The following is a 13,044-nucleotide window of genomic DNA, read 5'->3' on the forward strand; positions in this document are numbered from 1 at the left end:
GCTCACCGCCGAGGCGTCCATCACCTTCAGGTTCTGGGACAGCACGTCGTGATAGCTGAGCGTCTCATAGCGCTTCGCGCTCGAGTCTTTCTTGGGATCGGCTGTATAGACCCCATCGACGCTGGTGCCCTTGAGGAGGGCGTCGCAGCCCATTTCCGCGGCCCGCAACGCCGCCGGCGTATCGGTGGTGAAGAAGGGTGCCCCCAGGCCGGCCGCGAAAATCACCACCCGGCCCTTTTCCAGATGCCGCAGAGCCCGGCGGCGAATGTAGGGTTCACAAACCGCCTCCATCGGGATCGCTGACTGCACGCGGGTATAGGTGCCCACCTTCTCCAGCGCCGCCTGCAAAGCCAGCGCGTTCATGACCGTGGCCAGCATGCCCATGTAATCGGCGCTCGCCCGTTCCATCCCCGCCTCGGCCAGGGCCGCGCCGCGGAAGATGTTGCCACCCCCGACCACCACGCAAACCTGGACGCCGGCCTTCACGACCTGGGCGATCTCGTCAGCCACGGCTGCCAATGTCTTGGGATCAATTCCAAATCCATCGCCGCCGACGCCGGCCTCGCCCGAGAGCTTCAGCAGGATGCGTTTGTAGCGGGCGGACTTGGGCATCTTTCAGAGAATCCTGTGACGAAGCGGAAAGACCATACAGGAAGGGCGCGGCGCGTCGAACGCACCGCGCCCTCTGCCTCGAAGCAAGTTCGAGATCAGGCCTGACCGGTCATCGACGCCACTTCGGCGGCGAAGTCATCAGCCTTCTTCTCCACGCCTTCGCCAAGGGCGAGACGCACGAAACCCTTCACCGAAACCGGCGAGCCCAATTGCTTGGCAGTTTCCGCCACCAACTGCTCGATGGTCTGGTCCGGATTCATCACGAACGGCTGCTTCAGGAGAACGACCTCCTCCTGCCACTTGCGAATCCGCCCCTCGACCATCTTCTCGGCGATCTCGCGGGGCTTGCCCGACTCCATCGCCGTCACGGTCTGGATCTCACGTTCCTTCGCCACGATCTCGGGGTCGAGCTCGTCGGAGTTGAGCGCCAGCGGCGGAGACGGCGTGCCCGCCACGTGCAGAGCGATGCGACGCGCCACCTCGGCGAGGGTCGCCTGGTCGCCGGCGCCTTCCAGCGCCACCAGCACCGCCAGCTTCGCGACGTCGTCGCCCTGCTTGTTGTGCAGGTAGAGCGACACCGCCCCCTGCTCGACCGAAAGCTTGGCCGCGCGACGGAGCTGCATGTTCTCGCCAATGGTCGCGATCAGGTTGGTGACCACGTCCTGCACGACTTCGCCCTTGGCCGTTTTGGCGGCCGAGATCGCCGCGACGTCGCCGCCGACGCTCAGGGCCACGTCCGCAAAGTCGCGGGCGGCTTGCTGGAACTGGTCGTTCTTGGCCACGAAGTCGGTCTCGGCGTTGAACTCGACCAACACGCCGGTCTTGCCGTCGGCCGCGATCTTGCCGGCCACCAGACCTTCAGCCGCAGCTCGGTCGGCCTTCTTGGCCGCCTTGGCCAGACCCTTGGTCCGCAGCCAGTCCATCGAAGCTTCGATGTCACCGTTGTTTTCCTGCAAGGCCTTCTTGCAGTCCATCATGCCGACGCCGGATTTCTCGCGCAGTTCCTTGACCAGTTGAGCGGTGACTTCCGCCATGGCCAGCTCCTCTTCATTTGAATCTAGGGGCGACACCCGGTTTGTCGGGCGCCGCCATCAGGGTTTTGTGACAGCCGAACGGGGAAGCGCTCAGCCGGCCTGTTGTTCTTCACTCGCCGCAGCGGCGCCGATCCCGGTCATCTCGGCCTCTACGGCGGCGATATCGGGTTCGGCCGGGGTCTCTTCAACGACCGGCTCGATCACGCGGGCCAGGGCCGGCTCCATCGGCGCCTCAGAGGCGCCCAGGTCGACTCCAGAGGCCGCCTGGCCGGCGGCGAGGCCGTCGAGCACCGCGTCCGCCATCAGGTCGCAATAGAGCTGGATGGCGCGGGCGGCGTCGTCATTGCCCGGAATCGGGAAGGTGATGCCATCCGGATTACAGTTGGTGTCGAGGATCGCGATCACCGGGATGTTCAGCTTGCGGGCTTCCTGGATCGCGATCGCTTCCTTGTTGGTGTCGATCACGAACATCACGTCGGGGATGCCGCCCATGTCCTTGATGCCGCCCAGGCTCAGCTCAAGCTTGTCGCGCTCGCGCGTCAGCTGCAGCAGTTCCTTCTTCAGACGGCCCTGGCCGTCGCCGCCGAGCACGCCGTCGAGCTCGCGCAGGCGGGCGATCGAGCCCGACACGGTGCGCCAGTTGGTCAGGGTGCCGCCGAGCCAGCGGTGGTTCACGTAGTACTGGGCGCAGCGCTTGGCCGCAGTGGCGATCGGGTCAGAGGCCTGGCGCTTGGTGCCGACGAACAGCACGCGGCCGCCGGCAGCCGAAACCTCGCGCACCTTCAAGAGCGCCTGGTGCAGCAGCGGGATCGACTGCGACAGGTCGATAATGTGGATGTTGGACCGTGAGCCGAAGATGTACTTGTCCATCTTCGGGTTCCACCGGTGCGTCTGGTGGCCGAAGTGGGCGCCGGCTTCCAGGAGCTGGCGCATGGAAAATTCAGGCAGAGCCATCGTCTGTATCGTCTCTTTCTTCCGGTTGAACCGCCGCGGGCCACCTTCCGTTCGGAAGACCGGAACGGACCAATCGGGATGTCTCCCCGACCGACCCGCACGCCCGCGTGAGGATTGGAGCGGCGCAGATAGATGTAATGCACCGGAATATCAAGCCATTCCGGCTTAGGCCGCATCAGTGAAGAACTTCGCTAGGTGGCGCCGGCAATGGCTCAAGGAAGCTTCCCCCGAACGGAAGAGGAAACCGCTTCTTGAGCGATCCGGAGACTCGCGCGTCAGGAATGTCTAGGCTCGGACTGCCAGTTTCGATCGCAGCCTCTCTGACGAGTTTATCGACACCCGCCAGGGTGACGCGCGCCTAGTCAGGTCTTTGGGCGGCAAGGCCATCAGCGCAATAAACGAGGATAATGACCTTAGGCGACGGCAGAAAGTGCGACCGCCTCGTCAAGACCTTGAACACCGAACCCGGAGCCTACCGATCACACGCGTTGACATAGACGCTGGTCTCGCAGGGCCGCGCGCCGCGTTGGCGGCTGGGCGCTTTGGGCGCGCCATAGACCGAGCCTGAGCCATAGGGCCGGGGCCGATAGGTTTCGCCCGGCTGGATCGGCATCGCGAAGCCGCCAGAGCCGTAGCTCGGCGGGCGTGCAGGCATCGCTGGAGACGCGGCGCCATAACGCGGCGCGCGCGGCGCAAATCCCGGCGAAGCCGGGCGCGCGCCATAACCTGACTTCCAGGCGTCATTTGAACCACCGGGGTTGAACGTGCCCTGAGCCAGGACCGGGCCAGCGAGTGCGGCCAGGGCGGCCGTGATCATCAGCGTTCGCATGTTCAGTTTCACCTCCAAAACGCGATCGTCAGAAAATCACAACTCTTCCACGAACACCACACCGGGCGCAGTCTTGAGCGCACCGCGCACCGCGCCGTCCAGCGTGAAACGGCCCGGCAGCTTCATCTCCACCTCGCGGCCCGCCCCCAGAGCAGCCACCAGCACAAGTTCGCCGCCACGTGGGTTGGTCACCCCTTCCAGCCGTCGCTTCAGCGCCTCGATCTCGGCGCTATGGGGCGCCATGTGGACGCGCAGGCCCGCCACCACCGCTTCCACGGCTTTCTCCACCGGCTCCACGTCGTCGCCGAAGAAACGAACCTCGCCGTCTGCCGCCTTGGCCCGCACCTTGATGACCACCGCGCGCCCGGGCTCCAGCAACTCCCGGCACTTGCGCAGCTGTTCGGGCGGGAACAGCACCTCGAACTCGCCGGTCGGATCGGAGAAAGTGACGAAGGCGAACTTCTCGCCCGTGCGGGACGGCCGTTCCTGCTTGCGCCGCACCACCCCCGCCATGCGCAGCGCCTCGGCGCCGGCCAGCGCCTTGGCCGTGGCGTCGGTCAAGAGATCCGTCCGCCGTCGGCGCAGCGCCTCGACCATGTCCTCCAGCGGGTGTCCGGAGAGATAGAAGCCCACCGCCGCCAGTTCCTCATCCAGCCGCTCGGTCGGGGTCCAGCCCTCGGCGCGAGTCATCCGGGGGCGGTATCCGCCCGAGAGATCGTCGCCGAACAGGCTGACCTTGCCCTCCGCGCGATCCGCCGCCAGCGCCTGGCCATGGCCGACCAGCGCCTCGGACGAAGCCACCAGTTCCGCGCGGTTGGGATAGAGCGCGTCGAAGGCTCCGGCGCGCGCCAGGGTCTCGAACGTGCGCTTGTTCACCTGCCGGGGATCCACACGCTCGACGAAATCGAACACGTCTCGGAAAGGCCCGCCTTCCCGCCGCACGGCCGCCACATGCTCCATGGCCTGAAGGCCGACATTGCGGATGGCGCCCAGCGCGTAGAGCACCGCGCCCTCCTCCACCTCGAAGTCGGCCCCCGAGCGGTTCACGCAGGGCGGGCGGATCGTCACGCCGGCGCGCCGCGCGTCCTGGTAGAACACCGACAGCTTGTCGGTATTGGCCATATCCAGGCTCATCGAGGCGGCGAAGAATTCGACCGGAGCATTCGCCTTCAGCCAGGCCGTCTGGTAGGCGATCAGCGCGTAGGGCGCGGCATGGCTCTTGTTGAAGCCGTAGCCGGAGAATTTCTCCATCAGCCCGAACAGCATGTCGGCGAGCCCCGCCTCCACCCCCCGCTCGGCGGCGCCGGAGAGGAAGCGCGCCCGCTGCTTGTCCATCTCCTCCTTCTTCTTCTTGCCCATGGCGCGGCGCAGGAGATCGGCTTCGCCCAGGCTGTATCCGGCCAGGATCTGAGCGATCTTCATCACCTGTTCCTGGTAGACGATGACCCCATAGGTATCTGTCAGCACCGGCTCCAGCAGCGGATGCAGCACATCCAGCGGCCGACGGCCCATCTTGGTGTCCACATAGGCCGGGATCGATTCCATCGGACCCGGCCGATAGAGCGAGATCAGCGCCGTGACCTCCTCCAGGGACTGCGGCCGCAGCTGCCGCAGGATGTCGCGCATCCCCTGCCCTTCCATCTGGAACACGCCGACGGTCTGGGCCTGGGCCATCACCTCGTAGGCGGCCGGATCATCGAGCGCCAAGGTCTCCAGCGGGAAGTCCGCGCCGCGCCGCGCAAGGTGGCGCATGGCGCGGTCCACCACGGTCAGCGTTTTCAGACCCAGGAAGTCGAACTTCACCAGTCCCGCGCTCTCCACCCACTTCATGTTGAACTGCGTGGCCGGCAGCTCCGAACGTGGATCTCGATAGAGTGGCGAGAGTTCGGTCAGCGGCCGATCGGCGATGACGATCCCGGCGGCATGGGTCGAGGCGTTTCGGTACAGTCCCTCGAGCTGCAACGCGATCGTCAGGAGCCGGTCCACAGCCTCGTCGCGGCGCCGCTCCTCCTGCAGGCGGGGTTCGATCTCGATGGCCTGAGCCAGCGTCACCGGATTGGCGGGGTTGGCCGGCACCATCTTGGCCAGCCGATCCACCTGGCCCAGCGGCAGTTGCAGCACCCGGCCGACATCGCGCAGCACCGCCCGCGCCTGCAGCGTGCCGAAGGTGATGATCTGCGCCACCCGGTCGCGGCCATACCTCTGCTGGACGTAGGCGATGACCTCGTCCCGCCGCTCCTGGCAGAAATCGATGTCGAAGTCCGGCATCGACACCCGCTCTGGGTTCAGGAAGCGCTCGAAGATCAGCCCATACTTCAGGGGATCGAGGCCCGTGATCATCAAAGACCAGGCCACCAATGAGCCCGCGCCCGAGCCCCGCCCCGGCCCCACCGGCACGCCCTTGGCCACGGCCCACTTCATGAAGTCCGAGACAATCAGGAAGTAGCCCGAGAATCCCATCGACTGGATCACGCCGATCTCGCGCTCCAGCCTCTCGTGATAGGCCTCCAGCGGCTGGCTCGGCGAATAGACCGCAAGGCGCGCCTTCAGACCCTCCCGCGCCTGATGCGCCAGTTCCTCGGCCTCTGTCCGGCCGCCCTCGGTCGGAAAGCGTGGGAGGATGGGGTCGCGTTTCGCGACCGCGAAGGCGCAGCGCCGCGCGATTTCAATCGTATTGTCGCAGGCCTCCGGCAGGTCCGCGAACAGCGTCCGCATCTCGGCCGGCGACTTGAACCCGTGTTCGGCCGTCACCCGCCGCCGCTCGTCCTGGCCCACGAAGGCGCCGTCAGCGATGCACAAAAGAACATCGTGCGCTGCGTGGGCCTGACGCGCCTTGAAATAGACGTCGTTGGTGGCGACCAGCGGCGTATCGGTCTCGTAGGCCCAGGTCACCAGTCCGGGTTCGGCGGCGGTTTCCTCCGGCGCCTCATGCCTCTGCAGCTCTACATAGAACCGGTCGCCAAACGCCGCCTTCATCGCCGCCAGCGCCGCGCGGCCTTCGGCCGCTTTCCCTGTGGCGAACAGTGGATCGACCGGCCCGTCAGGTCCGCCTGAGAGCAGGATCAAGCCCTCGGATCGCGCCGCGACCGCGGTCCAGCTCACATGCGGAGTCTCGGCCGGATCGATGTCGAGAAACGCCGCCGAGGAGAGCGCGCAGAGGTTCAGGTACCCCTCTTCGTTCTGCGCCAGCAGCACCACCGTCGGCGTGCGCGCCCAACGCTCGGGTCGGCCCTCGCCTATCCCCTTCACAGGCAACGCACAGCCGATGATCGGCTGCACGCCCTGATCCGTGCAGGATACCGAGAATTCCAGCGCCCCAAACAGGTTGGCCCGGTCCGTCAAGGCCACGGCCGGCATGCCGTCTGAGCGCGCGAGCCCCGCGATCTTGTCCGCTTTGATGGCGCCTTCCAGCAGGGAGTAGGCCGAGCGGACCCTCAGGTGGACAAAGCCATTTCCACCGCCATCCGCCAAGGCTGCCTCCCCCATTCGCAAGGCGGTCAGCCCAACAGGCCCGCCACTGTGCAGACCAGCCAGACAAAACTCGCCACCGAGGCAAAGGCCAGCGATTCCCGAGCGACACGAACCATGTTTGATCCTTTCCAGTGGGCGGTGTGTGGAGAAAGCCAGCTCCGTTCTTTTTTCGTTCTATTCCTCTTTTGTTCCGCCCGTCAAGCAGCTATGGTCCCTTACAACTCTGGAGGGAAGCGATGCGATGGATCATCCTGGCCGCGATGGCGGGGACTTTGCTGGCCGGGCCAGCGCAGGCGGCGTGTCCGCCGGCGACCGCTGAGGGCGGAACGCCGATCTCGATCCCGTCCAGGCTGGACGAAGCGGCCCGATTGGGACTCTCTGCGATGGCCTACCTCGCCGTGGCGGATCCGGCCGGCGGCGACGCCTGGCCAAGGGCCGAGATCGCGACCGCGCCGTCCTGCCCCGCCGCCACATTCCAGGGGGAAGACCAGACCTGGAACCTGTCCACAGGTGTCGCTCCGGCGCCGATGTTCTGGGCCCAGGCGCAGGGCGACGACGAAATCTTCTACATTGCAGAGGCTCCAGCCCTGGTCGACGCCCAAGCCTGGTCGCGGGCGCGTACGCCGCTTCCGCCACAGACGGCGCCGCGGGTGCGGCTGCTTGTCGGCGAGATCGACGGCATTCACGTCGTGTATCAGGTCTATGAGGACGTGCCCGGCACCCGCCGCTTGTCTGATGACATCGTCGCGATCCAGACCGGCAAGCTGAACGCCCTCGCGGCGGTCGACCCGGCGGGCCACGCTGTCACGATCCTGCGGGAGACAGAAAGCGGCCGTGAAGCCGAGTTGTTCCGTCCGGGCTTGATAAATCGTGATGTGACCGCTCAGCTCTACGGGCCTGACGGCGCCTTCTTCCATGTGGCCGGCGCCGGCGTGATCGCCATGCGCGGATCGGGTGTCTACTGCGCCCCGTCCTACGGGGGCTTTTCCCGCAGCCACATCACGGTCATCGACAGCCGGGCGGACAGCCTAGATCTCAGCTGCCTGTTTCGAATGGGCGACAGCTGGGTCAGCGTCTTCGCCACGCGTCAGCCGAATGCGGCGGGCGACAAGGCCAGTTTCACGGCTCGGATTCGCGACATGGAACGTGAAGACAAGGCGCTAAAGACTTCAGTCCAAGCGTCCGGTGTTGGGCGCGGCTATGGGGCCGGCCGAGTTTGGGATCGCACGGACGGTCGGCAGGACGGGCTCTGGTTCCGGCGCGCAGGTGAGTTCGTCGTCGAAGTGCGCGCGACGTTCGATGACAGCGCCAAGGACGCGCTCCTGAAGCTTCTGGAGGCCTTTGCATCAAACCGGCTGCCGAGTGACGTGCGCGAGGACGCACCGGCCTGACCCCTCAAGCCTATCCGACTTGCGGGAGCGGCTTGCCGTCCGATTCGGCCGCACCGACCCTCGGACTCAGTTCGGAGGCGTCGAGCCTCCGGTCCAGGGCTCAAGATGGCCGTCGCGCAACGCCAGAACACGGTCCATGCGTCCCGCAAGTTCCAAGTTGTGGGTCGCCACCAGCGCCGCCACACCGTCGCGGCGGGCCAGATCTCTCAGGGTTTCGAACACCGTGCGTGAGGTTGCGGGATCGAGGTTTCCGGTCGGCTCGTCGGCCAGTAGCAGCCTAGGTCGGTTGGCCAGGGCGCGGGCTATCGCCACCCGCTGCTGCTCCCCGCCCGAAAGCTGTGCGGGCTGATGGGCAACCCGCTCAGCCAGACCGAGATCCTCCAGCAAGGACCGCGCCCTCGCCTCGGCTTCGCCCAGAGACACGCCGGCGATCCGCAAAGGCAGGGCGACATTTCCCAGCGCCGTGAATTCCGGCAGCAGGTGGTGGAACTGATAGACGAAGCCCAGCGTCGAAAGCCGCACCCGCGTACGCTCAGCCTCCGAAAGCTGTCCGCAGTCCGCGCCGACGACCTCGACCGTTCCGGCGTCCGGTCGCTCCAATAGACCGGCGGCGTGCAACAGGCTCGACTTTCCCGAGCCCGAAGGTCCGACCAGACCCACCAGTTCGCCCGCCGCGACCTCCAGGTCGACGCCCCTCAGAACCGGCAGCGGTCCGGCGGCAGTCACATAGGTCCGGCCGAGCCCGCGCAGGCGCAGCACCGGCTCACTCATAGCGAAGCGCCTCCACGGGATCGAGGCGTGAGGCTCGCCAAGCCGGCGGAAGAGTCCAGAGGCACGCCATCCCGAACGCGAACGCCGCGATCCCGGCCACCTCCGCCCAGTCGACCTTAGAAGGCAGCCGCGACAGGTAGTAGACCTCCGAGGCGAACACCGCTGTTCCGGTGACCCATTCCACGAAGCTCTGGATCGGCCCGATATAGATCGAAAAGAGCACGCCCAGCGTCACACCGGCGACCGTGCCGGCCGCGCCGATCCCGGCGCCCGCCATGAAGAAGATACGCAGGATCGAGCCCTGGCTCGCGCCCATGCTGCGAAGCACCGCCACGTCGCGGGTCTTGTTCTTCACCAGCATCACCAGGCCCGAGATGATGTTGAGCGACACGGTCGCCACCAGCATGCCCAGGATCAGCAGCATGGCGATGCGCTCGACCCGCAGCGCGCCCCAGAACGCCGCGTCGCGCTGAGTCCAGTCGGTGACGATAGCGCTCGGCCCGGCGGCCTTGCTGATCGCAGCCCGCATCGCCGGCGCTTCATCTGGCTTGGCCACCTTGATTTCGATCGCGTCGGCGCTGTCCTCCCGCCCGAAGAACAGCTGGGCCTGCGCCAGCGGCATGTAGAGATAGGCCTGATCGAACTGACTGACGCCTACGCTGAAGGTCGCCGCCACGACATAGGTTTTCTGCAGCGGCGTGCCGCCGAACGCCGTGGCCCCGCCGGCCGGCGAGATCAGGGTCAGCGTATCCCCAGGCCGCACGCCCAGGCTCTGGGCGAGCCGCTCGCCTACGACGACCAGATCGCCGCCGTACTCGCCGTCGCCAAAGCCGCGAAGTGAACCCTGGGTCAGATTGCCGGACACCAGCTTTGTTGCGGCCAGATCGGCCCCCGACACCCCGCGCACAAGCGCCCCGGTTATCTGGCTTGGGCCGATGGCGATGGCCTGGGCCTCTACCATCGGCGCAACCTGAACCACGCCCGGAACCTGGCGAATCCGCGCTGCGGCGGCCTCCCGTTCCGGTCCGTCGAGCACGCCGCCGGTGACGAACGCGTGGCCCTGGAAGCCCAACATCCGCCCCAGCAGTTCCGCCCGGAAACCGTTCATCACCGACATGGTGGCGATCAGCACCGCTACCGACAGCATGATCGCAACGAACGAGATGATCGAGATCAGCGCCACGCCGCCATGGCTGCGCTTGGCCCGCAGATAGCGCCAGGCCAGCGCCCGCTCCCAGGCCCCGAAGGGCGCGGCGGTCACCCGGTGATCGCTTTCAGAGCCGCTTCGAGCGGCAGGCTCTGACGCTCGCCCGTCGCACGGCGCTTCAGCTCCACCACGCCCTCGGCCAGCCCCTTGGGCCCGACGATCAGCTGCCAGGGGATGCCCACCAAGTCCGCTGCGGCGAACTTGGCGCCCGGCCGATCGTCGCGATCGTCGTAGAGCGGATCCAGCCCCGCCGCCGTCAGCGCCCGATAGGCGTCCTGGCAGGCCGCATCACAACCGGCGTCGCCGGGGCGCAGGTTCAGCACAACCGCCCCGAACGGCGCCACGCTGTCGGGCCAGATGATCCCGGCCGCGTCGTGGCTAGCCTCGATGATCGCCCCAGCCAGACGGGAGACACCAACGCCATAGGAGCCCATCTGCACTGTGGCTTCGCGCCCATCCGGGCCGGTCACCGTCGCCTTCATGGGCTTGGAGTACTTCTCACCGAAGTAGAAAATATGGCCGACTTCGATCCCCCGCGCGGTCATGCGCTTGTCTTCCGGCAGGGCGTCGAAACGCGCCGCATCGTGCATCTCGTCGGAAGCCGCATAGAGGCTCGTACGCCGGCTGACCTCGGGTTCCAGGTCCCCGTCCCAGTCGATGTCCGGCCCAGGCGCGCCCATCTCGACCAGGTCCCGATGTGCGAAAACTTCGCTCTCGCCGGTGTCGGCCAGGATCATGAACTCGTGGCTCATGTCGCCGCCGATGGGCCCGGGATCAGCCTTCACGGGCACCGCTTTCAGGCCGAGCCGCGCATAGACATTGAGATAGGCCAGGAACATCCGGTTGTAAGCGCGCCGCGCCGCCGCCTCGTCGATGTCAAACGAGTAGGCGTCCTTCATCAGGAACTCGCGGCCGCGCATCACCCCGAACCGCGGCCGGCGCTCGTCGCGGAACTTCCACTGGATGTTGTACAGATTAAGCGGCAGGTCTTTGTAAGATTTAACATAACCCCGGAAAATGTCGGTCACGACCTCTTCCGCCGTAGGACCATAGAGCAGGTCCCGGTCGTGGCGATCTCGGATGCGCAGCATCTCCTCGCCATAATCCTCGTAGCGCCCGCTTTCACGCCAAAGGTCGGCCAGCTGCAGCGTCGGCATCAGAATCTCGACAGCGCCGGCGCGGTTCATCTCCTCGCGCACGACCTGCTCGATCTTCTTCAGCACCTTCAGGCCGAGCGGCAGCCAGGCATAGATGCCCGCCGCCTCCTGCCGGATCATGCCGGCGCGCAGCATCAGCTGATGAGAAACAATCTGGGCGTCGGCGGGCGCCTCGCGCAGCGTGGGCATGAAGTAGCGCGACAGGCGCATGGCGGCTTAAGGTCCTTGGCAGCGACGGAGGGGGCTCAGATACCCCTGCCCGCCGCCTCAACGCAACGGCGGCAGCTGGATCAGCCCCAGGGCGATCACCGTCCAGAAGGCGGCGAACAGAACCGCCGCGATAGCCGTCGTCATCAGGAACTTCTGCTTCAGCTGCGGATTGACCGGCGACCCCGGATCAACCCCCGGCGCCGGCTCGACACCCGCTTCCCGATAGCTCTTCGAACCGAACGGCAGCACCGCGAACAGCACGGTCCACCAGATGGTCAGAAACAAGGCGACCGATGTGAAGAGCCCCATCAGTGCGCGCCTTTCGGAGTTTCCATCAGTTCCACCAGAACGCCGCCCATGTTTTTCGGGTGCACGAAGATCACGGGGGTCCCGTGCGCACCGATGCGGGGCTTGCCGCCATTGAGCACCGTTGCTCCCTTGGCGACCATGTCATCGCGCGCCGCCTCGATATCGGCCACCTCGAAGCAGATATGATGCTGCCCGCCGGCCGGGTTTTTCTCCAGGAAGCCTTTTAGGGGCGACGCCTCGCCGTGCGGCTCGATCAACTCGATCTGGCTGTTCGGCAGATCGACGAAGCACACCCACACACCCTGCTCGGGCATGGCGAACTTCTCGCCGATCTTGGTGGCCCCAAGAACGTCGCGATAAAGCGCGACCGAGGCTTCGATGGAGGGCGTGGCCACGCCCACATGGTTCAGCTTTCCGATCATGTCGCGGCATATACGCCGTGCGGGCCGACCTGACGAGACGCCGTTGCGTCAGGGGGCAGGCAAACCGATCAGAAGCCGTGCGCCGCGGGAATGGCCGACGGCGGACCTGCCGGCATCGCCAGAAGTTCGTCTTCCGAGGCGCCCGCCTTCCAGCGGCCGAGCAGGTTGTCCGGATCGTAGACCACGCCGATCGGATTGGCCGCAAAGGCCTCGCTGCGCATGTAGGCGTTGGCCGCCTCGACCGCACAGGCGTCGACCTGCAACTCCATCCGGTTGCCGTCAGGATCCGCGTAATACATCGAGAGGGTCGGCCCGTGATGGATGGGCCAGTAGGGCAGAATGCCTTCCGCCTTCAGCCGCTCGTAGTTGGACAGCAGATCGCCTGCGCTCGCGTAGGTGTAGGCCACATGGTTCACCCCCACTTCGGCGCGATGATCCCCGCCGTCCGGGTTCAGCACGGAGAGGTTGGCGAAAGCGAAGCGGTGATGCTCATCATCGTAGGTCAGGAACGCCAGCGCCGGATCGCGGTGCACGACGGTCGCACCGAAAACCGTCTCGTACCATGCGATCATCTCTTCATAGCGACGGGTCTGGTAGACCACGTGCGCGAACTTCACCGGCTTGGACATCGTTTGCTCCCTGAGGTCCCGACTGTGTCAGGAGGTTCGGGAGTGGGG

13 protein-coding genes are annotated in these 13,044 nt (G+C 66.2%); 1 reads left to right on the plus strand and 12 read right to left on the minus strand.

The genetic code is table 11. The annotated features are described in order from the left end of the window. The 6 genes from pyrH to sidA form a co-directional block, all read right to left on the minus strand. Window positions 1-612 (minus strand): UMP kinase (gene pyrH, locus ACIQ3R_RS08520; protein WP_397417327.1); only part of this gene is annotated, 612 nt, incomplete at its 3' end. A gap of 95 nt (window positions 613-707) precedes the next feature. Further along, a complete protein-coding gene (gene tsf / locus ACIQ3R_RS08525; protein WP_397417329.1) occupies window positions 708-1,646 on the minus strand; it encodes a translation elongation factor Ts in 939 nt (312 codons plus the stop codon). A gap of 90 nt (window positions 1,647-1,736) precedes the next feature. Continuing rightward, on the minus strand, window positions 1,737-2,600 hold the full coding sequence (gene rpsB, locus ACIQ3R_RS08530) for a 30S ribosomal protein S2 (RefSeq protein WP_397417331.1): 864 nt from the start codon (window positions 2,598-2,600) through the stop codon (window positions 1,737-1,739). Window positions 2,601-3,072: 472 nt separating this feature from the next. Continuing rightward, complete coding sequence (locus ACIQ3R_RS08535) at window positions 3,073-3,429, minus strand: hypothetical protein (RefSeq protein WP_397417333.1); 357 nt, start codon at window positions 3,427-3,429, stop codon at window positions 3,073-3,075. A gap of 36 nt (window positions 3,430-3,465) precedes the next feature. Beyond that, window positions 3,466-6,900, minus strand: coding sequence for a DNA polymerase III subunit alpha (gene dnaE / locus ACIQ3R_RS08540; RefSeq protein WP_397417335.1), 3,435 nt, complete (start codon window positions 6,898-6,900; stop codon window positions 3,466-3,468). Between the two features lie 26 nt (window positions 6,901-6,926). Then, window positions 6,927-7,016, minus strand: a complete 90-nt coding sequence (sidA, locus tag ACIQ3R_RS08545) for a cell division inhibitor SidA (RefSeq protein WP_397417337.1) — start codon at window positions 7,014-7,016, stop codon at window positions 6,927-6,929. Window positions 7,017-7,136: 120 nt separating this feature from the next. On the opposite strand from sidA, the gene ACIQ3R_RS08550 reads away from it, so the two are divergent. Next, complete coding sequence (locus ACIQ3R_RS08550) at window positions 7,137-8,291, plus strand: hypothetical protein (RefSeq protein WP_397417339.1); 1,155 nt, start codon at window positions 7,137-7,139, stop codon at window positions 8,289-8,291. Between the two features lie 66 nt (window positions 8,292-8,357). On the opposite strand, the gene ACIQ3R_RS08555 is transcribed toward ACIQ3R_RS08550, so the two are convergent. The 6 genes from ACIQ3R_RS08555 to ACIQ3R_RS08580 form a co-directional block, all read right to left on the minus strand. Continuing rightward, window positions 8,358-9,062, minus strand: coding sequence for an ABC transporter ATP-binding protein (locus ACIQ3R_RS08555; protein WP_397417342.1), 705 nt, complete (start codon window positions 9,060-9,062; stop codon window positions 8,358-8,360). Beyond that, on the minus strand, window positions 9,055-10,323 hold the full coding sequence (locus ACIQ3R_RS08560; RefSeq protein WP_397417344.1) for a lipoprotein-releasing ABC transporter permease subunit: 1,269 nt from the start codon (window positions 10,321-10,323) through the stop codon (window positions 9,055-9,057). Before ACIQ3R_RS08560 ends, ACIQ3R_RS08555 begins: the two co-directional genes overlap by 8 nt. After that, window positions 10,320-11,636, minus strand: a complete 1,317-nt coding sequence (gene proS / locus ACIQ3R_RS08565) for a proline--tRNA ligase (protein WP_397417346.1) — start codon at window positions 11,634-11,636, stop codon at window positions 10,320-10,322. Before proS ends, ACIQ3R_RS08560 begins: the two co-directional genes overlap by 4 nt. 57 nt (window positions 11,637-11,693) lie before the next feature. Then, window positions 11,694-11,945: a DUF1467 family protein gene (locus tag ACIQ3R_RS08570; protein ID WP_397417349.1), complete on the minus strand. Its 252-nt coding sequence runs from the start codon at window positions 11,943-11,945 to the stop codon at window positions 11,694-11,696. Next, the gene (mce, locus tag ACIQ3R_RS08575) at window positions 11,945-12,367 is read right to left on the minus strand and encodes a methylmalonyl-CoA epimerase (protein ID WP_397417352.1); all 423 of its coding nucleotides are present in this window, start codon (window positions 12,365-12,367) and stop codon (window positions 11,945-11,947) included. Before mce ends, ACIQ3R_RS08570 begins: the two co-directional genes overlap by 1 nt. Window positions 12,368-12,435: 68 nt before the next feature. Beyond that, complete coding sequence (locus tag ACIQ3R_RS08580) at window positions 12,436-12,996, minus strand: VOC family protein (RefSeq protein ID WP_397417354.1); 561 nt, start codon at window positions 12,994-12,996, stop codon at window positions 12,436-12,438. Window positions 12,997-13,044 lie beyond the last annotated feature (48 nt).

Origin of the sequence: Phenylobacterium sp. (assembly GCF_044371015.1) — a bacterium.
GTDB lineage: Bacteria > Pseudomonadota > Alphaproteobacteria > Caulobacterales > Caulobacteraceae > Phenylobacterium.